19 protein-coding genes are annotated in these 21,760 nt (G+C 53.9%); 10 read left to right on the top strand and 9 right to left on the bottom strand.

Annotated features, from left to right (window positions below):
* Nucleotides 1-28: 28 nt before the first annotated feature.
* Nucleotides 29-1,015, top strand: coding sequence for a LysR substrate-binding domain-containing protein (locus ACT3RP_RS12125; protein ID WP_483393849.1), 987 nt, complete (start codon nucleotides 29-31; stop codon nucleotides 1,013-1,015).
* On the opposite strand, the gene ACT3RP_RS12120 is transcribed toward ACT3RP_RS12125, so the two are convergent.
* The 4 genes from ACT3RP_RS12120 to ACT3RP_RS12105 form a co-directional block, all read right to left on the bottom strand.
* Nucleotides 1,010-2,515, bottom strand: a complete 1,506-nt coding sequence (locus ACT3RP_RS12120) for a tripartite tricarboxylate transporter permease (RefSeq protein ID WP_483393848.1) — start codon at nucleotides 2,513-2,515, stop codon at nucleotides 1,010-1,012. The genes ACT3RP_RS12125 and ACT3RP_RS12120 overlap by 6 nt on opposite strands.
* Nucleotides 2,503-3,072 carry a tripartite tricarboxylate transporter TctB family protein gene (locus tag ACT3RP_RS12115; protein WP_441685411.1) on the bottom strand — a complete coding sequence of 190 codons (570 nt, stop codon included), beginning with the start codon at nucleotides 3,070-3,072 and terminating at the stop codon, nucleotides 2,503-2,505. The genes ACT3RP_RS12120 and ACT3RP_RS12115 overlap by 13 nt, the downstream gene beginning before the upstream one ends.
* A gap of 9 nt (nucleotides 3,073-3,081) precedes the next feature.
* Nucleotides 3,082-4,068, bottom strand: coding sequence for a tripartite tricarboxylate transporter substrate binding protein (locus ACT3RP_RS12110; RefSeq protein ID WP_096277832.1), 987 nt, complete (start codon nucleotides 4,066-4,068; stop codon nucleotides 3,082-3,084).
* A 132-nt stretch (nucleotides 4,069-4,200) separates the two neighbouring features.
* Nucleotides 4,201-5,334, bottom strand: a complete 1,134-nt coding sequence (locus tag ACT3RP_RS12105) for a 4-hydroxybutyrate dehydrogenase (RefSeq protein ID WP_444671975.1) — start codon at nucleotides 5,332-5,334, stop codon at nucleotides 4,201-4,203.
* Nucleotides 5,335-5,688: 354 nt separating this feature from the next.
* Here ACT3RP_RS12105 and ACT3RP_RS12100 point away from each other — a divergent pair, with 354 nt between their 5' ends.
* From ACT3RP_RS12100 to ACT3RP_RS12080, 5 genes are all read left to right on the top strand, one after another.
* Nucleotides 5,689-7,218: a UxaA family hydrolase gene (locus ACT3RP_RS12100; RefSeq protein ID WP_483393847.1), complete on the top strand. Its 1,530-nt coding sequence runs from the start codon at nucleotides 5,689-5,691 to the stop codon at nucleotides 7,216-7,218.
* 28 nt (nucleotides 7,219-7,246) lie between these two features.
* Nucleotides 7,247-8,215 (top strand): GntR family transcriptional regulator, encoded by a 969-nt coding sequence (locus ACT3RP_RS12095; RefSeq protein ID WP_483393846.1) that lies wholly within the window; start codon nucleotides 7,247-7,249, stop codon nucleotides 8,213-8,215.
* A 24-nt stretch (nucleotides 8,216-8,239) separates the two neighbouring features.
* Nucleotides 8,240-9,118 carry an NAD(P)-dependent oxidoreductase gene (locus tag ACT3RP_RS12090; RefSeq protein ID WP_483393845.1) on the top strand — a complete coding sequence of 293 codons (879 nt, stop codon included), beginning with the start codon at nucleotides 8,240-8,242 and terminating at the stop codon, nucleotides 9,116-9,118.
* Nucleotides 9,119-9,215: 97 nt separating this feature from the next.
* A complete protein-coding gene (locus ACT3RP_RS12085) occupies nucleotides 9,216-10,268 on the top strand; it encodes an Ldh family oxidoreductase (protein WP_483393844.1) in 1,053 nt (350 codons plus the stop codon).
* Between the two features lie 92 nt (nucleotides 10,269-10,360).
* On the top strand, nucleotides 10,361-11,260 hold the full coding sequence (locus ACT3RP_RS12080) for an NAD(P)-dependent oxidoreductase (protein WP_483393843.1): 900 nt from the start codon (nucleotides 10,361-10,363) through the stop codon (nucleotides 11,258-11,260).
* Between the two features lie 8 nt (nucleotides 11,261-11,268).
* Here the strand turns inward: ACT3RP_RS12080 and ACT3RP_RS12075 are convergent, their stop codons facing one another.
* The 4 genes from ACT3RP_RS12075 to ACT3RP_RS12060 form a co-directional block, all read right to left on the bottom strand.
* Nucleotides 11,269-12,195, bottom strand: a complete 927-nt coding sequence (locus ACT3RP_RS12075; RefSeq protein WP_483393842.1) for a Gfo/Idh/MocA family protein — start codon at nucleotides 12,193-12,195, stop codon at nucleotides 11,269-11,271.
* Between the two features lie 57 nt (nucleotides 12,196-12,252).
* Complete coding sequence (locus ACT3RP_RS12070; protein ID WP_096277815.1) at nucleotides 12,253-13,023, bottom strand: FadR/GntR family transcriptional regulator; 771 nt, start codon at nucleotides 13,021-13,023, stop codon at nucleotides 12,253-12,255.
* Nucleotides 13,024-13,054: 31 nt separating this feature from the next.
* Nucleotides 13,055-13,999 (bottom strand): DMT family transporter, encoded by a 945-nt coding sequence (locus ACT3RP_RS12065; protein ID WP_483393841.1) that lies wholly within the window; start codon nucleotides 13,997-13,999, stop codon nucleotides 13,055-13,057.
* Between the two features lie 61 nt (nucleotides 14,000-14,060).
* Nucleotides 14,061-15,863: an IlvD/Edd family dehydratase gene (locus tag ACT3RP_RS12060; RefSeq protein ID WP_096277811.1), complete on the bottom strand. Its 1,803-nt coding sequence runs from the start codon at nucleotides 15,861-15,863 to the stop codon at nucleotides 14,061-14,063.
* A 335-nt stretch (nucleotides 15,864-16,198) separates the two neighbouring features.
* Between ACT3RP_RS12060 and ACT3RP_RS12055 the strand changes: the two genes are divergently transcribed.
* The 4 genes from ACT3RP_RS12055 (at nucleotide 16,199) to ACT3RP_RS12040 (ending at nucleotide 21,003) form a co-directional block, all read left to right on the top strand.
* On the top strand, nucleotides 16,199-17,290 hold the full coding sequence (locus ACT3RP_RS12055; protein ID WP_096277809.1) for a TRAP transporter substrate-binding protein: 1,092 nt from the start codon (nucleotides 16,199-16,201) through the stop codon (nucleotides 17,288-17,290).
* A 136-nt stretch (nucleotides 17,291-17,426) separates the two neighbouring features.
* Nucleotides 17,427-18,020, top strand: coding sequence for a TRAP transporter small permease (locus ACT3RP_RS12050; protein ID WP_483393840.1), 594 nt, complete (start codon nucleotides 17,427-17,429; stop codon nucleotides 18,018-18,020).
* 2 nt (nucleotides 18,021-18,022) lie between these two features.
* Nucleotides 18,023-19,306: a TRAP transporter large permease gene (locus tag ACT3RP_RS12045; protein ID WP_441685425.1), complete on the top strand. Its 1,284-nt coding sequence runs from the start codon at nucleotides 18,023-18,025 to the stop codon at nucleotides 19,304-19,306.
* Between the two features lie 119 nt (nucleotides 19,307-19,425).
* Entirely contained in the window at nucleotides 19,426-21,003 is a 1,578-nt protein-coding gene (locus tag ACT3RP_RS12040; protein ID WP_483393839.1) for an aldehyde dehydrogenase (NADP(+)), read from the top strand.
* Here ACT3RP_RS12040 and nanR read toward each other — a convergent pair.
* Entirely contained in the window at nucleotides 21,000-21,722 is a 723-nt protein-coding gene (nanR, locus tag ACT3RP_RS12035) for a transcriptional regulator NanR (protein ID WP_096277800.1), read from the bottom strand. The two genes, ACT3RP_RS12040 and nanR, sit on opposite strands and share 4 nt — an antisense overlap.
* Nucleotides 21,723-21,760 lie beyond the last annotated feature (38 nt).

Raw genomic sequence — 21,760 nt, 5'->3', positions numbered from 1 at the left:
TTATCAATGACAAAACAAGGCTTATTCCATGGGCGTACTCGATGAAAACTGGTTTCTTCACGTGAGACTAAAGTTGCGTCACTTTCAGTTATTTTTGGCGCTTGATGAGCAGCGTAATCTGCATAGGGCAGCGGCTCAGCTCAACATGAGCCAGCCCGCGGCCTCAAAGCTACTCAGCGACCTAGAAACAAATCTGGGGATTCGTTTATTTGATCGACACGCCCGCGGGTTAACACCTAACTGGTACGGCGAAATAATGATTCGCCACGCCCACAGCATGCTGTCGGCATTACGCCACACCGGCGAAGAGCTAAATGCATTACGTGACGGCAATGCCGGAACGGTTGCCGTCGGTACCGTGATGGCACCAGCGGTCACGCTGCTCACCAGCGCTATCGAGCGCGTGCATAGAGAACGGCCAGGGTTAAAAATTCGCGTTGATGTCGATGTCAGTAAAACACTCGTGCCGCGCCTGCTTGAGGGCGAGCTAGATTTTGCGATTACACGGATCCCGGCAGGCTTTGATATAGAGCGCTTCGTCTTTGAAGAAATTGGCGAAGAAGAACTCTGCTTTGTATGTCGTCAAGGCCACCCACTAACCGACAAAACGTCACTGAGCTTGACCGATATGGCGGACTACCCATGGACGCTACAGCCTGCTGGCGCCCTCATGCGCCAGCGTGTAGACAGCCTCTTTTTGCATCATCAGGTAGCGCCCCCTAGCCAGATAGTAGACACCGCCGATGTGCTGCTCTCGCTCGCGCTGGTTGATAAATCAGACACGATCACCGTCACCACCCGGGAAACCGCCAATCTGCTATGTGCACCGCAGCGCTTTCACCTATTGCCGTTTAGCGAGGCGCTCAGCGTTCAGCCATACGGGCTGGTAAGCTTACGCAATCAGCGCCTCTCTCCCGGGGCCGCCGCGTTAATGAGCACACTGCGTGACATTATCGCGTTAGGGTCTTCTCCTGCGGCACCACATCATGGCTGTGATAATGATCGTGCGTTATGAAGAGGCTCTCGCTGATCTAGATTGTTGGTAGCGATACGCCTTAACCAGAAGAGGCGAACACCACAACACAATCACAGCAATACCCAACCCTGCGCTAATGGGGCGCGCGAAAAAGCTAGTTAAGTCGCCACCGGTGCGCAGCATTGCGCTCATAAAGTTATTTTCGACCGTTGAGCCAAGCACTAACCCCAGAATGGCTGGCGCCATTGGGAAGCCATTGACGGCAAGCACATAAGCCACCAGCCCAATCACCAGCATTATCCAAACATCGACAATGCTGTTATTGATCGCAAACGCACCAACGATACAAAAGCATAAGATAATCGGCATTAAGACGCGGCTAGGGGTCAGGATAAAGAACTTCGATAACCTAATCGCCATATAGCCAATGGGAAGCATCATTAAGTTAGCGATGATAAACACGATAAATAAGGCGTAGATCAGTCCTGAGCCATCCATAAAAATGGTGGGACCAGGATTCATGCCTTTCATGTACAGCACGCCAATCACGATAGCAGTAATGGAATCACCCGGAATACCGAACACCAATGCCGGCACCCACGCCCCGCTCAGGCCGGAGTTATTCGCAGAGCTTGCATCAACAATGCCCTCTATATGCCCGGTGCCATACTTCGCTTTGTCTTTCGACCGGCTTTTGCCCACGGCATAGGCAATCCAGGCAGCAATGTCGGCCCCTGCGCCGGGCAACGCGCCAATCAATGTACCGATTGAGCTGCCGCGTAGCATATTCCGCCAATAGCGCTTCGTATGTCTCGGCACGTTATGAAACACGCTGTCCGTGGCAACAATATTGATGGTCTTTTTCTCAGACTTTGAGCTGTAGTAGTTCATCAGCTCATTCAGAGCAAACATACCAATCATCACCGGTATAAAGTTGACCCCCGCCATTAGGTCAGGCACGCCAAAGGTAAAGCGCGGAGCGCCACTCATCATATCGAGACCGACGGTCGAAAGCAGAATACCAAAGAGCAATGAGAGAAAGGCTTTCGTTTTAGAGCCAATCGAAATAAATATCGAACAGCTTAAACCCAATACCGCAAGCCAAAAGTATTCAAACGCACTGAACTTTAACGCCACTTCCGCTAAAGACTGAGCCACCACAATTAAGATGACAGTACCAAAAATGCCGCCGAATACTGAGCAGACTAAGTTGATACCTAATACTTCTCGTGCCCTGCCTTTTTTCGCCAGCGAATACGACTCTGTCACGTAAGCCGCCGATGCCGGCGTTCCCGGTATATTTAAATAAGTACCTGGAATATCACCCGCAAAAATAGCCATTGCTGATGTCGATACAATAGCGGCGATAGCCGGCGTCGTATCCATATAGAAGGTCACCGGGACTAGCAGCGCCACGGCCATGGTCGCCGTTAGGCCAGGCACGGCGCCGACGAAGATACCAAATAGCGAAGCCGCTATGATGACTAACATAGTGTCTAGCGTTAAAACTAACGCAAAGCCATTAATCAAAGCGTCCATGGCAAGCTACCCCCTAATAAAACGCCTTGAGGTAACGGCACTAAAAGATAGTGTGAAAAAATAAAATAAATAGCCAGTGAGACACCGACGGAGGCCGCCACGGCGACGTATAAGGCCGTTTTTCTTAGCATCATGAGTGAAAACATAATGATCATCATGGCAAACAGCGCGCCGATGTAAGGGCTTGCCAAGACGTAAAAAACAATCATTAGCGGCGGCAATACCATTACCCAGCTTTTTTTGCCTGATGGGTGTTCAGAGCCTTCTGACTCAGTGGCGTTTAGTGCTGATGTTTCAAAAGCGTTGGTTTCTAATTCTGTGGTTGCTAGTTCAGCGCCTTGTAATTCACCTTGCATCATTTGATCAGCCCCCCTGTGCCTTTGCCACATTCCGCTCAACATGAGAACGACGCCGCCGATACAAAATCCCCCTCCAACGATGGAGGGGAAAAGTGAGGGCCCGAACTGGAGACTAGGTAGGGTGGGAAACTGCTGAGCGATGAAAATGGTCACCACTCCAGCAATAACAAACCCTATTCCGATGAGGACATCCCGCATTTTCTTTCCTTAGTTAGCTAGGCCAACTTGCTCAACGATCTCGCCGAAAACGGTATCCATGTCTGCCATCAGCTGGCCAAAGTCTTCAGCATTGCGCCATTCAGTACCGAAGCCTTGCTGATGCATAAAGTCTTGATACGTATCGCTGTTGTAGGCGGATTCCAGCGCGGCCTCAAGCGTGGCGACAACCTCTGGGTCCATCCCTTTGGGGCCTGCAATGCCGCGCCACTCACCTACTTGATAGTTACTATCAAGCAGTTCTTGGGTGGTAGGAATATCGGGAAAGCTATCAATACGCTCAGGGGACATAACGGCGAAACTTTTGACGCGCCCAGCTTCCATCATTGAGCGCGCTTCTGGCACTGAGCTGGGCACAATATCAATGCCGCCGGACACTAGCTCAATCATCGCTGGCGCAGCACCCTCACTCGGGATCCAGATCACTTGATCTGCAGGGACACCTTGATCCATCAAGAAGCCCGCAAAGGCCAAGTGCCAGACGCCGCCTTGACCCGTACCAGACGCGGTGAAGGTGCCTTTGGGCTCGTTCTTAATAGCATCAATCAGATCTTGAAGACTTTCATAGGGGGAATCGGCGGCGACCTGTATGCCCGGAAAGTCATAGTTGACCTGAGCAATCGGTGTAAAATCTTCATAGGTAAGGTCGGTTAAACCCTGCCAGTGCATCATATTGACTTCGCCTGTTGCTAAGCCAATCGTATAGCCATCTGGTGCGGCGTTAATCATCGCGGTATGGCCCACCACGCCACTGCCACCGGTGCGGTTTACCACGTTAACTTTTTGCCCGATTTCATCTTCAAGCGCGCGCGCAATCGTGCGCGCTGTCGCATCGGTACCGCCGCCAGCCGCCCAGGGTACAATCAGCGTGATAGGACGTTCAGGGTAGTCGGCCAGGGCCGCGCCTGATGCCACCATCACCGCCGCGGCAACACCTGAAACAAGCATAGATTTAAGAGAATTATTTATAGTTGTCATATTCACTTTCCTTTGGTCATTGGTTGCTTAGCGTCAATTATCTTTTTTGGAAACGTCACGGGTTAATGCTTTAGGGCTTTCTTTTCTAACAACGTCTGCTTTCTCAGTGAAATAGGTGGGGAGACCTATCGCTTAGAAAGCGTCTTTAAGCATGTTGTAAAAATCTTCTTTCGATGGCGCTCGGGGATTGGTCGCCGTGGAGTGATCTTCTAATGCCCACTGAGCCAGTTGATCCAGGTGCTCTTCCGTAACCCCCATTTCGCTTAAACTAGCGGGCATTCCCAATGTCACATTGAGCCTTTCAAACGCTTTTACTAAATCGTCATCAGGATTGAGGCCCATAGCGTCTTTGAGGCGAGCAAATTTCTCCTCACAGCCGGGCTGATTAAACTTAAGAACAGTAGGCATCAACACGGCATTTAGCGTGCCATGGTGAAGCTTTAACTCATGCAGACCTCCTAATGCATGAGACAAGGAGTGCACCGCACCCAGCCCCTTCTGAAAGGCCATCGCCCCCTCCAGGGCTGCCATCATCATTTCGTTTCGAGCGGTTAGGTTTTCGCCGTTTTCAACGGCTTCTACCAGATATTGGCTGGCACGCGTCAGCCCATCCAAAGCAATCGCTTCAGCGGGAGGATTTATCTTGGGACTTAAAAAGGTTTCCACGCAGTGAGCGATGGCGTCCATACCCGTAGCAGCGGTCAAGAAAGGCGGCAAACCGAGTGTTAGCCGAGGATCGCAGATAGCCACCGCAGGAATCAGATACGGGGAAAGAAAGCCGAGCTTACGATTATCTTTCATCGTAATTAAGGAGGCTCTGCCTACCTCACTGCCGGTGCCGGCCGTTGTCGGCACCGCTATTAAGGGCAGCACGTCTGCATTAATTTTTGCAACGCCGCCTTCAATCGCAGCGTATTGGCGCAGTGGCGCGGGATGATTAAAAAGTAACGCGACCGCTTTAGCCAAATCGATGCTGGAGCCCCCACCAACGGCCACAATGCCATCGCAGTCATTTTCCTTTAAAAACACCAAGGCGCTTTCTACGGCTATTTCCGTTGGGTTTGAAGGAGTGCCATCGAAAACACAGGCATCTGCTTCAAGGCATGCAGCCTCAATGACTTGCGCAAGAACGGGGGTAGCGCTGAGGCCTTTATCCGTCACAAACAGCGGCCTTTTCACCTTCAACAGGTGCAGCTCGTTGGCTAGCTCCGCAATGGCATGCTCACCAAATTGAATTTTAGTCAGGTAGTTGATGATATAAGGCATTGTAATTTCTCATTATTATTAGGTGCAAAACAAAACACCAATGTAGACTCAAAAGGTGTCATACAGTATGACTGCACAACAACAGTCTAGTAACGTATTTTGTGCCTGCCAAGCCCTTTACGAAAAAATACTCTTTACCGATATGGCCAATGGCGAAAGCAACGAATACCTGCCTTGCACTCAGTCTCTGAGAGCAATCTAGAACAAATGAACATTGCATTCAATGACCATTACATAGGACGATAGTCTAATCGACGTACGCGGCCTGCTTGGTAGAGTGCTTCCACAATGATCGCTTTTGAGCCTGTGCCTAGTCATCGCATCAAAAGCCCAACAATCAGTTTGAGGTAAACGATGGAACTCATTAATTCCCCGTCCGTTATTATTCATCTCAACCCAAGAGATAACGTAGGCGTTGCCTCAACAGCCGTGCCGAAAGGCATTCCTATTGATAAAAACGGCACCCTAGCCAAAGGGAATATCGATGCGGGTCATAAGGTTGCGTTAACTAATATCAAAAAAGGTGAGGCCGTTTATAAGTACGGCCAACTGATAGGTCTAGCGTCGCAGGATGTACAGCCCGGCGAGCACGTGCATACTCACAATCTCGCTATGATCGAGCTAAATTCTTCATTAAAAGATTTCAAGCCCCACTCGAAAACCGAAACAGCGCCTTCTTCTCGCACTTTTCAAGGCTTTCAGCGTGCTGATGGCAGCGTAGGTACACGTAATTACATTGGTATTCTTTCCACCGTTAACTGCTCTGCTACGGTGGCTAAAGCCGCCGCCGATATCCTTAATCAATCAGATGACTTAAGCCAAATGGGCTTCGACGGCGTCGTGGCGATTACCCATGGTTCGGGTTGTGCTATGAACACTGACTCCGAGGGTTTTACCTTCCTTGAACGCGTGATCGCGGGCTACGCACAGCATGCTAATTTTGCCTTCGTGCTTATTATTGGGCTGGGCTGCGAGACAAATCAGGTTAAAACGCTCGTTAAGCGCCAAGGCTTAGAAGACGCCTCAAGACTTGCCTACTTCAATATTCAAGACGCGGGCGGCACGCGCACGAGTATCAAAACAGCCTGCGATCACGTCATGCAGATGGCGGCTCAGCACGGCAAAATACAGCGCACGCCGGCTTCCATAGAGCACCTGGTGGTGGCGTTACAATGCGGGGGCTCGGATGGGTATTCTGGCATTACCGCTAACCCAGCGCTTGGCCATGCCGCGGATCTTATCGTGCAACAAGGCGGTAGCGTCATTCTGGCTGAAACTCCTGAGATTTATGGCGCGGAAAACCTGCTGATTGACCGTTCTATCGATGAAAGCGTCGCGCAAAAACTACTGGATCGGATTACTTGGTGGAAGCATTACACTGAGATTAACGGTGCCGAGTTAAACAATAACCCTTCGCCTGGCAATAAAGCGGGGGGGCTTTCAACGATTCTAGAAAAATCGCTGGGCGCCGTCGCGAAAGGCGGCAGTTCAAGCCTTAACGATGTGCTGCAATATGCAGAGAAAATCACTGCGCGCGGCTTTAACTTTATGGATAGCCCAGGCTACGACCCTATTTCCGTGACCGGCCAAATTGCGTCCGGCTCAACGGTGGTGTGCTTTACCACCGGGCGGGGGTCGGTGTCAGGTTTCAAACCAGCGCCCTGCCTTAAGCTCGCCACCAATACGCCCATGTATGAGAAAATGCATGAAGATATGGATATCAACTGCGGTGTAATCGTCGATGGTACTGGCAGTGTAGAAAGCGTTGGGGAAGAAATTTTTGAACGCATTATCGCGATTGCTTCAGGTGACATGAGCGCAAGCGAATCATTGGGTTACGGTAATAATGAGTTCGTTCCTTGGCTGATAGGTGCCGTCACCTAAGCGTTGTTTCAAGAGCAATGGGCTAATCATGACACAAACGCTGCGCGACCAACTTTATACGGCTCTTAAGCAGAGCATTGTTGGCAATCGCCTTGAATCGGGCCTGGTACTGCTTGAGGGCAACATAGCGGCGCTATTTAGCATTAGCCGCTCCCCCGTTCGTCAAACCTTAAGCCGCTTACACGAAGAACAGTACATCTGCCGCTTCGAAGGGCGCGGTTATTTGGTGGGTGCATCACCTGGCGAGATCGTCCGGCGCCCTCTTAGCGAGCGGGATTTCAAGCAGCTGGGCTATGCCCCGAAAGTAGATCGTACCGTTTCCTGGCAGGCGCATATCGACGGCGTGGAACATGACATCGTTCTATGTTCGATTAAGGGCGCATTTGAGCTCAACGAGCTGCAGCTTTCAAAATCACTCAACGTCAGTCGCACGGTCACTCATCAGATTCTGCACCATTTGCGATCCATCGGGCTGGTCGAGAAGATTAAATACAATAGCTGGAGCGTTGTGCCTCTCGACGATGGAAGGCTACACAATCTTTATGAGGCACGGCGCCAGCTAGAGCCTTATATGATTGTCCGCGCGGCGCGCCATATGCCTGAAAGCACCCTCAACGGTTATATTGCCAAGCTTAAAGATGCCGCCGATAGCTACCCTAATATTAAAGGTGAGCTACTCGATGCGTTAGAAAACGACCTCCACCATAGCGCCGTTAGTTTAGGCGCTAATCAGGAGGTAATGGATATGCTTAGGCGCACCCACCCTATTTTACTCATCAGTAAACACCTGCTTGGGCGCGTGCTTAAACTGCCCGACCAAGACCCTTTTTTCGATGAGCATTTATGTATCTTCGAAAAGATACGCCAACAGCAGCCAGAGCAGGCGGGTAAAGCACTGGTAACGCATTTAGAGCGCTCGGAATCTAAAGTGCTTGATCGTCTTATTCACTTTAGAGAATCGGGAGATATCGATATACCGCCTTATCTGCGGCAATAATTAAAATGGACAGAGGAACCAACAATGACAATGTCACGGACTATTGGCTTTATTGGCACAGGCATTATGGGCGCGCCTATGGCGGCACGCTTGGCTAAAGCGGGGCACCGAGTACGCGTCTGGAACCGCACGAAAAACAAAGCCGAAAGTTTAGAATCAACGGGCGCCAGCATCGTCGAAATGCCTATAGATGCCGTGAGCGGCAGCGATGTGGTGATCGTCATGCTCAGCTCAGGGCCTGTTTGCGATGACATTTTGTTAGGTACCAATGGCCTGCTTCAATCCATGCGGCCGGGCGCGACCTTAATCGTCATGAGTTCCATTCCCGTCGATACTGCACGTCGCCAAGCGGCAGAAGCCGCCACGTATCAGGTCCACTATTTAGATGCACCGGTGTCCGGGGGTGAGCAAGGCGCCATCGATGGCAGCCTGGCGATTATGGCAGGAGGTGACGCCGCCGCCTTTCAAGCTGTCGAACACATCCTCTTATCGCTCGGCCGGCCGGTACACGTGGGCCCTGCTGGCAGCGGTGAGCTGGTTAAGCTGGCGAATCAGATGATTGTGGCCAATACCATCGCCACGGTGGCAGAAGCCATATTACTTGCCGAAAGCGGCGGCGCTGACCCGGCGCAAATGCTGGTGGCGCTCGAAGGCGGCTTTGCCGACTCAACGATTCTCAAGATCCACGGCAAGCGCATGGTACAAGAAAACTTTGCCCCAGGAGGCCCGTCAAAGTGGCAGTTGAAAGACACTCAAACGGCCATGGCATTAGCCGAAGAGCTGCGACTTAAGCTGCCGGTATCGTCATTGGTCAATGGGCTTTATGAAGAACTCGTCGCTCAAGGCGATGGCGAGTTGGATCATAGCGCCTTGATACGCCAACTCAGACGACACAATGAGTAAACGAATCTACCAATAACAATTTTTTGAAGAGCCATCTTGTGAAGAACCTCATGTGAAGCATCTCATGTGAAGAACAATCGTATGGAGAACAATGACAATGAGTAAACAGTACGACGTACAGGCAATCATACAGTTCAGCACCCAGCTACTGGCAGCCGCGGGCCTTGATGATGACAAAGCGCAGGCGGTAGCCGACATACTCGTGGAAGGCGACCTGATGGGCCATACCACCCATGGCCTGCAGCTGCTTGCACCTTACCTCGGCGAGATTCAGTCAGGCCGGATGCCGGTCTCCGGCGATTACGAGGTAATTTCCCAGCGTGCCGCCGTAGAGACCTGGGACGGGCGCTATTTGCCTGGCCCCTGGCTGATCATCAAGGCCATGGAAACCGCCGAAGCGATGGCTCGCTCATGCGGCACGGGAACGGTTGTGATTCGACGCTCAAACCATATCGCTTGTTTGGCGGCGTATCTCAAGCGCGCTACCGATCGAGACCTGGTGGTCGTCATCGAATCCTCCGACCCGGCGACAAAATCCGTGGCCCCTTATGGCGGTTTAGCCGCCACCCATACTCCCAACCCGATCGCCGTGGGCTACCCCACCGACTCAGGCCCCGTTTTGCTGGATGTCAGCACGTCTATTACCACCAACGGCATGGTGGGCCGTCTTCACAAGCAGAGCAGTCAACTGCCTTATCCGTGGTTGAAAGACCACCAGGGGAACGCGACGGATCAGCCCGGCGTGCTGTTTGATGAACCCAAAGGCAGCATCATGCCTATCGGTGGGCTTGACCATGGCCACAAGGGGTATGCCCTAGGCCTCATGGTAGAAGCCTTGACGTCTGGTTTAGCCGGGTTCGGCCGTGTGCAGGCGCCTACGCAATGGGGCGCTTCTGTCATGGTGCAAGTGCTGGACCCAGAAGCCTTTGCTGGATTAGCAGCCTTCAAGCGCGAAACAGGAGCGCTGGCCGATGCTTGTCGCAGCAACCCCGTTGCCGAAGGTAGCCCTCCGGTACGCATCCCCGGAGAACGCGGGCTCGCCCTGCATAAACGCTATTCACAAGAAGGCGTGCCGCTACCAGAAGGCGTATTCGAAGCGCTGTCTGAATGGTCGGAGCGACTGGGTGTCGCTTTTCCTGACGCACAGTAATGGCTACCAGTCAGCTCATTCACACGTACTGATCTAGTTCTGGTGCACTGACCTTATTACAGGCACGTTGAAGCAACTGCTTAGAGGCGATTATGAAACAGGAACGCATAGGTTTTATTGGGCTCGGCTTAATGGGCAAGGAAATGGCCGGAAACATCGTACGTAACGGCTACCCGCTGAGCGTTATGGCTAACCGCAACCGCGCCCCCTTAGAGGCACTCTGTGCTGAAGGCGCGGTAGACGTAAGCAGTGCTTCGGAGATGGCCAAAAACAATGACATTGTGTTTATCTGCGTCAAAACATCCGAACAGGTGAACGAGATCGTGACCGGCCCCGATGGACTACTCGCGGGTAGTCATGAAGGATTAATTATTGTCGACTGCTCTACCGCACACCCTGAGTCGACGGAACGCCTTGCCGAAAAAGTCGCGCAGCAAGGGGTCATGTTAGTGGATGCGCCGCTCGCGCGAACGCCTCGCGAGGCGCGTGAAGGCCGGCTCAATGTCATGCTGGGGGGCGACGATGCCACGGTGGCGCGCCTCACTCCGGTGATTAAAAGCTTTGCCGAAAATATCTTCCACGTTGGCAAGGTGGGCTCTGCGCACAAGCTAAAGTTAATCAATAATTTCCTGTCGCTAGGTGCAGCGGCGCTGGTGAGCGAAGCCGCCACCATGGCCGCCGCCATGGATGTTCCCCAGCAAAAAATATTGGAAATCTGTTCTCAAGGCGGTGCTAACAGCGCCATGCTGGCGCCCGTAATGGAATGGGTACTGCAAAGAGAATGTACCAAACTGCAGTTCAGCCTCGGTAACGCTGATAAAGACATGCGCTATCTCGCTGAAACATTAACGTCTTATCAGCTAACATCGAGTATGCTGCCGCCGCTTTGCGAGTTTCTTTCACAGGCGAAAAGCGACGTGGGGGAAGAAAGCTTCGTTCCTCAGGCTTACGACAGCTGCCTGCAGCGCAATGGCATCGCTGCAGGCAACTGACGCTACACTCACTCAATAAATGCGTCGGTCGTATCGCGATGGCCGTATAAAAAAGCATCAGCGACTTGGCGCAGCGGGGCTACATCCACCTCGCTACGCCCGTTTGCTACAAGATCTACAAAGTGCGCGTAAAGCCCGGGGTACTCACGTTCCTCGGCCTCAATAATCAGCTCATCATCAATTTCTAAACGACAGCCCCCCTGAGTGAGGCTCAAACGGCTGCCGTCGCTGTCGATATGAATATCCCAGATTTGCGGACCGGTTTGGCGAAAATCAAAATTCGCCTCAATTACCGCGCCGCGCGGGTCGGTGAAGGCTAACTCTGCAGCAATCGGAGTTTGAGCGTTACTGGGCACTAGCAGCTGCGCTTGGCGCAAGAAGAACGGCTGGGGCAGTATTTCAGTGGCTATTGAAAGCGCGTTAATACCGGGGTCAAACACGCCCATCCCACCCGGCTGCCAGATCCACGCTTGGCCCGGGTGCCACACCCGCACATCCTCTTTCCATTCGATTATAACGCGTTGAACCTGGCGCTCTGCCAGCCACTGTTTAGCCTGCGCCACGCCGGGCGCAAACCGCGAATGCCAGGCCGCAAAGAGACTAACGCCCTGTTCGCCAGCGAATGTAATCAAGTGCTCCACTTCACTTAGCGTCGCCCCTGGCGGTTTCTCCAGCAACACGTGTTTACCGCGCAGCAGCGCCGCACGTGCCTGGGAGTAACGCAAATGGGCCGGCGTGCAGATCGCCACAGCAGAAATCTCAGGGTGCGCGTCCAGCATGGCATCCAGGTTTGCATGGCACGGCACATCGTCTAGCGCTGCATGAGGGTCAGCCACGGCCACAAGACGGCAGCTTGGGGTCGCCGCTATCGCAGGAAGATGCTGATCGCGGGCAATTTTACCCACGCCAACCAAGCCGATGGTAACGTCAGACATATGCAGGCCTTATTTTGATGACAGAAGCTTAATTGAAAAAAAAACGGGTAAAAGAGCTCAAGGAGCTGTATGAGGTAGCTCAACGCTGCGCCCTAAGGAGCTAGCGCTATGCTCAAGCCCAAGCGCCTCTGCGGTGCCTGCCAATACGGCCTGTGCTGCTAGAAAAGCGTCGCGCGGGCGGCGCAGGCGAATACTTTCCATCAGTTGGCGGTGACGTTCAAGACTGTCTTCAGGGTCAGAGGCGCTCTGGTTAGACATCGACACCAGCAGATAGATGGAGGGCCGTAAAATATGTGACAGCTGTGCCCAGACGATATTGTGTGTGGCTTTAAAGATAGCCTCATGAAACGCGATATCACACTCGCTGTGCAGCCGACGTTCTTCTTCGCAGGTCGCATTGCGCAAATTCTGCCCAAGCCCCTCAAAGGCTTCTTCAATAGCAACAAGGTCGCGGGCGGTGGCACGTTTGGCGGCGGTCATAGCCACGTAGGGCTCTACATCAAGACGAAAAGCGAGAATCTCACGCTGAATATCAGGGTTGGGCGCCGCGTAGCGGGTTAACCAGTCGGTTACCTGGGCATCAAGAATATGCCACTCTGAGTACTCACGCACTTTAGAGCCATGGCCAGAAATACGTTCGATAATTCCCGCATCCACCAGTTGGCGCAAGTCGCTACGCACCGCTGAGCGGTTGATAGCAAAACGTTCGCATAGATCTAGTTCACGCGGAACAAAGTCGCCAGGATGATAGTTACCGCCAAATATCTCTTCGGCGAGGTATTCAGCGATACTAGGGCGAGTCAGTGGCTTGCTAAGAGATAACGTCACTGCGATAGGTCCCTATTTCAATGGCTGCCAATCATAGCGTACTTGACTGGTCTGCCGTTATGGGCGAATCCAGCTGCAACGCCGCTCGCTGCCTCAGCTCTAACCGCCTTTCGTAAAGCCCCTTGGCCAGTAAAGTGCCGAGTACCAAGCCTCCCCCCAATAGCGCCACGGGGGCGGGCTGTTCTTTCAGAATCCACCAGGCCAACAGCGTGCCCAGCACCACTTCCAGCAACAGCAGCAGGCCCACTTCGGCCGAAGGAAGATACAGCGGCCCGCGCTGAAGCAGCGTTACACCGCAGGGCAAAATGATCAGGCACAGTAGAACCACCACCGAGAGCTGATTGACCGTGGGCAGCGTCGTTTCACTGCCCGCCAGCCAAAACAGCCCGGCAACGCTGCCGACAATAATACCGTTAAAGACCAGCATCGGACTCATGTCGACCCCTGGGCGCGTACGGCACAGGGTAAAGTTAATCGCCAGCGTCGACGCCGCCATTAGGGCAAACGCGTTGCCCACCCAGGAGCCAGCCCCCACGTCATCAAGCGCGATCATGGCAATACCGACCATGCACAGTGAAATGGCCAGCCATGTTCGTCCGGGCAAACGCTCTTTGAGGATGATCCAGGAGAGAACGGCGGCAATTAACGGCGCGCTGGCCAGTATCATCAATACGTTACCCGCCTTGGTATATTGATTGCCCAGCACGAAACCACAGCTCGTCAGACTAAACAGTAGCGCCACGGCAATACCGGTCCAGCCACAGCGCCGATAGGCCGCCAGCGTGCCGCGGCCGTAGCGCATTAACGCGATAAGCAGAAAGCCCAACGCCGAAAGAAAGCCGCGCCACATTAGGATCTCGGCATCGGGAAGATCAGCCACCTTAATCAGCAAAGCATCGGGCGCCATGATGATCGCACCGCCACCGGTCAACAGCAGACCCTGCTGACGATGCGATAAGTTATTAAACCGGCTCATCGAATACCTGTCCTTTTAGTGGCTAATCCTTTAGTAGCTAGCCCTTAAAAACATCGCGCTTTTAATGATTGTCTCTAGGCGGATGCAGACGGGCAACATCGCGGTACTTGGTTGCGGGTTCCAGCGTCATGCCGCGGTCCAGCGGCTCAATCATGCTGCGCTGAATCTCTTGCCAAGGCGTTTGATGGCCTGGGTAGCGATAACCGCCCTGCTGGGCTAAACGCTCACGGCGTGCGTCCAGCTCAGCGGGCTCAATCAGCAGCTGCACCTCGCCACGTTTGAGATCAACCCGCATCCGGTCGCCACTTTCAAGCAGCGCTAAACCACCGCCGGTCGCGGCTTCAGGCGAGGCATTAAGAATGGAAGGTGAACCCGACGTGCCCGACTGGCGACCATCGCCCAAACACGGTAGTGATTCGATACCTTGTTTGATTAGCGCCTCCGGTGGCTGCATGTTGACCACTTCGGCACCGCCAGGATGGCCCACTGGGCCTGCGCCGCGCATGACCAGGATAGTACGGGCGTCGATGCCTAATGCCGGGTCATCAATGCGGGCGTGATAATCCTCAGAGCCATCAAACACCGCCACCTTCCCTTCAAAGGCTTCAGGGTCGTTGGGGTCGTTTAGGAAACGCTCGCGAAAGTCACGGGAGATTACGCTGGTTTTCATCAGCGCCGAGTCAAACAGATTGCCCTTAAGATTAAGGAACCCGGCATGCTCGACCAGCGGGTCGGCGTAGCGGCAGATCACGTTAAGATCCTGCGTTTCTCGACCTTGAAGATTTTCACCAATAGAGCGGCCATTCACTGTCAGCGCCCCGCCGTGCAGCTTGCCGGCCACATTAAGCTCGTGCAGAACGGCGGGCACCCCGCCTGCGCGATAAAATTCTTCGCAGAGAAATACGCCAGCGGGCATGACGTTCGCCAGCAGCGGAATTTCATGCCCCAAACGCTGCCAGTCGTCATTATCTAGTTCAATGCCTGCATGGCGGGCAATGGCGTTAATGTGTACCGGCGCGTTGGACGAGCCGCCCAGTGCAGAACAGGCAACGATGGCGTTTTCGAACGCTTCGCGGGTCAGGATATCCAGTGGGCGCACGTCCTCCCAGACCATATCGACAATACGCGTGCCGGTATCGTAGGACACCATTGCGCGCTCTTTATACGGCGCGGGAATTACCGCCGAGCCGGGCAGACTCATGCCCAGCACCTCAGCCATAGAGTTCATGGTGGACGCAGTGCCCATCGTATTACAGTGGCCAATCGAAGGCGCTGAATCACTGGCGCGGGAAAGAAATTCCGCGTAGTCGATATCGCCTGCCGCCAGGCGTTTGCGCAGCTCCCAAATAATCGTTCCCGAGCCTACGCGCTCAGCCCCGCGCCAACCGTTAAGCATTGGCCCACCGGAAAGCACAATCGCGGGGATATTCACCGTCGCTGCCGCCATGAGCGCCGCGGGAGTCGTTTTATCGCAGCCGGTGGTTAATACCACACCGTCTAACGGGTAGCCGTGCAGAATCTCGACTAATCCCAGATAGGCAAGGTTGCGGTCTAGCGCGGCAGTAGGCCTGCGTACGTTTTCGTGAATGGGATGCATGGGGAATTCAAAAGGCACCCCGCCTGCCGCACGAATACCGTCTTTAACGCGCTTCACCAAATCAATGTGATGACGGTTGCAGGGGGTTAAATCAGAGCCCGATTGGCTGATGCCAATAATCGGCTTACCGCTGGTTAACTCATCCAGCGTGATGCCGTAATTAAGATAGCGTTCAATACAGAGCGCTGTGGTGCCCGGATGATCGGGATTATCAAACCAGTAGCGTGAACGCAACTGTTCAGACGTAATACGATGAGAACTGGCCATGGTGTCACTCCACGCCTAAAGTGAAGAAATAAGAAAATAATGCCGTGACGTTACGCGTTCTCACCTCCAGCGTCGATACATACAAAAGTCTATGTTGAACATATGCGAAAAAAGTTCCACATTAACCTCCAGTGTTTGCGGTAGCGATGCGCTCTTAAGGGCTATTTATTTAGGGCTATTTCTTTTAGGGCTAGGCTCTAAGTGACGGCATTCTGGAGAATATGTCTGCCTGACGCGTATGGCCGCTTACGTAAAACAACAACAGTTATCGCTTTGCCGGTTTCTTGAAGTACGCCGCGCACAGCCATCAACACCTCGCCAGGAGAACTAATACAATGCAACATTTCTGGAAGCGCACCCTGTTAGTGACCGGTGCCACCCTGCTCAGCTCAAGTATCGCTTACGCCCAAACGCCTGATTTGTCAGATCCGCCTGAAATTGAAGGCGCGGTGGTGGGTGACCACGGCAAGGTGACGATACGCATGGGGCTGGGGCTGGCAGAGACCTCGCCTCAATACATTTCTAGCCGTTATTTTGCAGACATTCTCGACCAGCGCAGCGAAGGGCGCATCAGCGTTAACCTGTTCCCTAACAGCCAGCTCGGCGATGACGTGCAGATGATGGAAATGCTGCAAACCGGCACGCTGGACATGACGTATCCTTCGTCTTCCCCCGCGACCGGCTACGTAGCAGAACTGGCCGTTTTCGATTTGCCTTTCTTGCTTCCGACGCGCGAAGCGGCCGTTGAAGCCATGCGCAGCGATGCTGCTCAAGAGATGCTCGATGCGTTTGATGGCACTGGCATTAAAGCCCTGGCCTTCGCTGAAAACGGCTTCCGTCAGCTCTCTAACAGCGCGCGGGAAGTCTCCTCGCCTGAAGACGTCGCAGGCTTAGACGTACGTGGTCTGTCGGTGCGTACCATGGAAAATCCGGTGCACCTGGCCATTTGGCAAGCGCTGGGCGCCAACCCTACCCCCATGGCTTTCGGTGAGCTTTTCTCTGCGATGGAACAGGGCGTCGTTGATGGCCAAGAAAACCCATGGAGCACCATTCTGACCTCCAACTTCTATGAGGTGCAGGATTACGGCTCGGAAACTCGTCACGTCTACACGCCGTTCATCCAGATGATGTCTCAGCGTACCTGGGATCGGCTCGACCCCGAGTATCAAGAGCTAGTACAGGAAGCCGCACTGCAGGCAGCCGATTATGAAATTCTGCTTTCTAGCGAATACGACGACTGGGCGCGCGACCAGCTTGAAGAGCGCGGCATGCAAGTCACGCGTCTTGATGACGAGCAGATTGCTGCTTTCCAAGAAGCCGTACAGCCGGTCTACGCCGAATGGGCACCGCGCATTGGTGAAGATTTAGTGGCTGAGTTCCAGCGTCTTGCTGAATCCTCTATGGCCGAATCGTCTACAGAAAAGTAAGCGTCCTTGACGGTAAGACCGACGCTAATGTTCGGTCTGCTATTGCAGGACCTCCTCTGAATAGACGTTCTATTGAGAGGTTAGGCAAGAGGCATAGGCCTCTTGCCTTTTCGTTACTCGCCACTTCGGAAAGCTCATGGACATACCCAATACTCCAATTCCTGATACCGCGGCATATTTTGATGACCCCCAACGCGAACCGTTGGAAATTGAACCCGAGCAGCGTCGCGGCCCGGCAATATTTCGCTGGCTAACTCAGGTGATGGAACATGTGATTGCCACCTTGCTGGTCGCCTTGATCATTTCCGTGTCAGCGAATGTCATCGGCCGCGCAGTGTTCAACCGCTCGCTGCCCTGGGCCGATGAGCTGGCGCGAATGCTGTTTATCTGGCTGATATTTATCGGCGCAGCTGCGGCCTTTGCCCGCTATGAACATATTGCAGTTGATATTTTGGTCCGCAAACTAAAACCGCGGGCCGCCCATATGCTGTATTTATTCCAGCACGTGGTTATCACCGCGCTAATGGGCGTCATCATTTGGGGTGGATGCTTGGTGATAGCTCGCGCTTCAAGCCGCACCGCGATTCTCAATGTGCCCTGGAATATCATTAACGTTTCGCTAGTTCTTTGCGCCGTGTTTATTGCCGCTGTGTCTATCTGGCGCGCCTGGCAGAGCGTGCAACAAATTCGCTCGCCTAGCGTTACTATCACGCCTGCTGGAGATCACTAATCATGCTATGGATCTTTTTAGGCATTCTTTTCGCCTCCCTGGCACTTGGCCTGCCCATCGCATTTGGCCTAGGCATTGCCGCCGTCATTATGGCGCTACTGTCTGACATTCCGCTCTCGATCATGATTGAGCAGTCTATCCGGGGCGTTAACAGCTTCCCACTACTGGCTATTCCGTTCTTTATTCTGGTCGGTGAAGTAATGAGTAACGGCGGCATCGCTCGCCGCTTAATGGACCTAGCCGGTGCCTTAGTCGGCTTCGTACGCGGCGGTTTAGGCCAGGTCGCTATTACCGGCTCCATGTTCTTCGGCGGCATTAGCGGTTCAGCCGTGGCAGACACGGCAGCCACCGGCGCGATGATGATTCCGTCGATGACCAAACAGGGCTATACCGCGCCTCAAGCAACCGCAATCAATACCGTTTCATCGGTTATCGGCATCATTATTCCGCCTTCTATCCCGTTGATTCTTTTCGGCATTGTTACCGAGACGTCAATTAGCCGCCTGTTTATTGCTGGCATTGTACCCGGCATATTGATTGCGGCCGGCCTGATGGCGACAACCTTCATCATGGCGACCATTGGCCATGCTGGCCAAACCCGTAAGTTCCGTCTTGATGTGCTCTGGGAAGCTTTTAAAGCAGCATGGCTGGCGCTGGTGCTACCCGTGATTGTGATTGGCGGCATTATCGGCGGCGTATTCACCGCCACCGAAGCGGCCGTTGCGGCGCTGCTTTACTCACTGTTTATCTCGCTGATCGTGTATCGCGAATTCAAGATAACTGAGCTGTGGGGAATGCTCATCCGTACCGCCCGTTTGACCGGTATGGTGCTGCTGTTACTGGCGTTTGCCACCGTTATTGCCTGGTTTTTAACCATTAATATGGTGCCGCAAACACTGGTCACTCAGGTACAGGCGATCACACAAGATCCTTTCCTACTGCTGCTGATAGTGGCGGGCCTACTGCTGCTGGTGGGGTTTGTAATGGATCTAACGCCAGCAATGGTCATCATGGCGCCCATGCTAACGCCCATCGTTACCTCGGTAGGCGTTGATCCGGTGTATTTCGGCGTGCTGATGTCGTTCATTTTAGGCATTGGTCTTTTGACACCGCCGGTGGGCACTTGCCTTTATGTCGGCTGCGGCGTCGGTAAGGTTTCCATGGAACAACTTGTCAAAGCGATGCTGCCCTACTACGCCGCGCTGCTTGTAGTACTGGTTATCCTGATCGCCTTCCCCGGCATCGTGACGTGGCTGCCTGACCTGACTGCTGTGCGCGGTAATTAAGTATTTACGCCCAGTATTTGCGCCCAATAAAATCAATAGCGACAAGGTGATCAGCACACCGATCACCTCACTACGTATTACGCTAGATCGACAATAATGCCCTTTAATAGGAGACCAGCATGACACTGCAAGGCACACTGCTTATCGGTCAACAGACCGTGACAGGCACACAGGATGAGATCCGCGCTATCAATCCCGCTACCGGTGACGTACTTGAGCCAGGCTATCGTGGCGGCAGCCGTTCCGACGTGGAACAGGCCTGCAAACTTGCTGATGCGGCGTTTGATCAGTATCGCGAGACGTCACTTGAGACACGCGCACACTTCTTAGAAACCATTGCTGATGAAATTGAAGCCATTGGCGCCGACTTAACTGAGCGTGGTGTCGCCGAATCGGGCCTTCCTAAGGCTCGTCTTGAAGGCGAGCGTGGCCGTACCTGTGGCCAGCTACGGCTTTTCGCTGCTGTTGTACGCGCGGGAGAATGGCTGGATGTACGCCACGACCCTGCACTGCCAGAGCGCCAGCCGATGCCCCGCGCTGACCTGCGTCAGCGTCACATCCCGCTAGGCCCAGTGGCTGTTTTTGGCGCCAGCAACTTCCCCCTCGCGTTCAGCGTCGCGGGTGGCGATACCGCGTCTGCGCTAGCTGCAGGCTGCCCGGTGGTTGTTAAAGGCCATTCGGCACACCCTGGCACGTCCGAATTAGTGGGTCGCGCCATTCAGCGTGCGGTTGCTAAGTGCGAGTTGCCGGAAGGCGTCTTTTCGCTGCTGTTCGGTTCAGGCAAAGAGATTGGCCAGGCGCTAGTGGCCGACCCGCGCATCAAAGCCGTTGGGTTCACCGGTTCACGTAGCGGCGGCACTGCATTAATGGCCACCGCACAAGCACGCCCCGAGCCGATTCCTGTTTATGCTGAAATGAGCAGCATCAATCCCGTGTTCCTAATGCCAGAGGCATTGAAAGCTCGCGGCACTGCGATTGCAGAGAGTTTTGTGGCATCGCTAAACATGGGAGCAGGCCAGTTCTGTACGAACCCTGGCCTAGTCGTTGGCCTTAAAGGCGCTGACCTTGACGCCTTCGTAGCAACAGCGGGTGACGCGGTAAAAGCCAGCGCAGCCCAAACGATGCTGACACCCGGCATTCATGAGGCTTATCGAAGCGGTGTGAATGAGCTTTCGGGCAACGCTTGCGTTAACGAAGTCGCGCGTGGACAAACCAACGACGGCCCGCATAGCTGCCAAACTGCTTTATTTACCGCTAGCGCCCACGACTTCTTAACTCAAGAAGCGCTGCAGAGTGAAATCTTCGGATCTGCATCACTGGTGATTGAGTGCCGTGACAGCGATGAAATGCAGCGTGTGGCCGAGCAATTGGAAGGCCAATTGACCGCGACACTGCAGCTAGACGATGGCGACTTAGATGCCGCTAAACGCCTAATGCCCGCACTGGAACGTCGCGTGGGCCGTATTATGGCCAATGGCTGGCCGACCGGCGTGGAAGTGGGTCATGCGATGGTACATGGCGGCCCCTACCCGGCCACGTCTGACAGCCGGACGACGTCGGTGGGCAGTGCTGCGATTTATCGCTTCCTGCGCCCCGTCTGCTACCAAGACTTGCCAGCAGGCCTGCTGCCCGAAGCGCTGCGCGATAGCAATCCGTTTAACGTTTCCCGCTTAATCGACGGCAAGCGTGAAAGCTAAGGGGTATCAGACAAGCGTCTTTTAAGCTGCATGTACGTGCCGTAGTGACGGTCGAGGTGGCGCCGCATGGCTGCCTCGGCCGCATCAGGGTCGCGTGATTCAATGGCATCAATGATCTCAGTGTGCGCAGCGGTCGCAGCCTTGTCTTCATCCTTTTGCTGCAACACATGAGCACGCCGATCATCTAGCCACTCGGAAAGCGCCACATGGATAGCATCAAAAATAGGGTTACGTCCGATACTCGCCAATACACCATGAAAGTCGTTATCAGAGCGCTTGAAGCGCGCTTCGTCACCAATAGCATCACGGTTGGCTTGTAAGGCTTCACGCAGCCGCGTCAGATCCTCATCGCTGGCGTGACGAGCGGCGTAGCGGGCTAGCGATATTTCAAACGTAGCCCGAGCTTCCTGGAAGTATTGCTGGCCAGCCGGCTTCGAAAGCAGCTGCCGTGTCACCCCCGAAAGCCTCGCCATCACCGCATCGGCCGTAGGGCGAATGACTCTGGCACGCGTGCCGCTGTTGATCGCAATCAATCCCAGCTGCTGCAAATGGAACAACGCTTCGCGCACCGCGGGTCTACCAACGCCAAACTGCTCCATCAGCTCTCTTTCTGAGGGCAACTGATCATTCTCGCTCAGCCGCCCCTCAAGAATCTCCGCCTCAAGCTGTTCAGCGACCTGTTCGGAAAGCGTTTTGCGCTCAATCCGGTATCTGCTCATAGGCAGTCGCTCCTCGTTAACCTGGAATTGGCCGCCAT

This window comes from Halomonas sp. AOP5-B2-8, from assembly GCF_052376475.1.
Classification (GTDB): Bacteria; Pseudomonadota; Gammaproteobacteria; order Pseudomonadales; family Halomonadaceae; genus Vreelandella; species Vreelandella casei.
This window is presented reverse-complemented; position numbering and strand designations above follow the sequence as displayed.

What these genes read in the sequence shown, in the direction of transcription:
- ACT3RP_RS12055 (WP_096277809.1), top strand. Translation starts at nt 16,199, where the DNA reads ATGCAACATTTCTGGAAGCGCACCCTGTTAGTGACCGGTGCCACCCTG.
- ACT3RP_RS12095 (WP_483393846.1), top strand. Translation starts at nt 7,247, where the DNA reads ATGACACAAACGCTGCGCGACCAACTTTATACGGCTCTTAAGCAGAGC.
- ACT3RP_RS12040 (WP_483393839.1), top strand. Translation starts at nt 19,426, where the DNA reads ATGACACTGCAAGGCACACTGCTTATCGGTCAACAGACCGTGACAGGC.
- ACT3RP_RS12060 (WP_096277811.1), bottom strand. Translation starts at nt 15,863, where the DNA reads ATGGCCAGTTCTCATCGTATTACGTCTGAACAGTTGCGTTCACGCTAC.
- ACT3RP_RS12085 (WP_483393844.1), top strand. Translation starts at nt 9,216, where the DNA reads ATGAGTAAACAGTACGACGTACAGGCAATCATACAGTTCAGCACCCAG.
- ACT3RP_RS12075 (WP_483393842.1), bottom strand. Translation starts at nt 12,195, where the DNA reads ATGTCTGACGTTACCATCGGCTTGGTTGGCGTGGGTAAAATTGCCCGC.
- ACT3RP_RS12045 (WP_441685425.1), top strand. Translation starts at nt 18,023, where the DNA reads ATGCTATGGATCTTTTTAGGCATTCTTTTCGCCTCCCTGGCACTTGGC.
- ACT3RP_RS12065 (WP_483393841.1), bottom strand. Translation starts at nt 13,999, where the DNA reads ATGAGCCGGTTTAATAACTTATCGCATCGTCAGCAGGGTCTGCTGTTG.
- ACT3RP_RS12115 (WP_441685411.1), bottom strand. Translation starts at nt 3,072, where the DNA reads ATGCGGGATGTCCTCATCGGAATAGGGTTTGTTATTGCTGGAGTGGTG.
- ACT3RP_RS12090 (WP_483393845.1), top strand. Translation starts at nt 8,240, where the DNA reads ATGACAATGTCACGGACTATTGGCTTTATTGGCACAGGCATTATGGGC.
- nanR (WP_096277800.1), bottom strand. Translation starts at nt 21,722, where the DNA reads ATGAGCAGATACCGGATTGAGCGCAAAACGCTTTCCGAACAGGTCGCT.
- ACT3RP_RS12105 (WP_444671975.1), bottom strand. Translation starts at nt 5,334, where the DNA reads ATGCCTTATATCATCAACTACCTGACTAAAATTCAATTTGGTGAGCAT.
- ACT3RP_RS12050 (WP_483393840.1), top strand. Translation starts at nt 17,427, where the DNA reads ATGGACATACCCAATACTCCAATTCCTGATACCGCGGCATATTTTGAT.
- ACT3RP_RS12125 (WP_483393849.1), top strand. Translation starts at nt 29, where the DNA reads ATGGGCGTACTCGATGAAAACTGGTTTCTTCACGTGAGACTAAAGTTG.
- ACT3RP_RS12110 (WP_096277832.1), bottom strand. Translation starts at nt 4,068, where the DNA reads ATGACAACTATAAATAATTCTCTTAAATCTATGCTTGTTTCAGGTGTT.
- ACT3RP_RS12080 (WP_483393843.1), top strand. Translation starts at nt 10,361, where the DNA reads ATGAAACAGGAACGCATAGGTTTTATTGGGCTCGGCTTAATGGGCAAG.
- ACT3RP_RS12120 (WP_483393848.1), bottom strand. Translation starts at nt 2,515, where the DNA reads ATGGACGCTTTGATTAATGGCTTTGCGTTAGTTTTAACGCTAGACACT.
- ACT3RP_RS12100 (WP_483393847.1), top strand. Translation starts at nt 5,689, where the DNA reads ATGGAACTCATTAATTCCCCGTCCGTTATTATTCATCTCAACCCAAGA.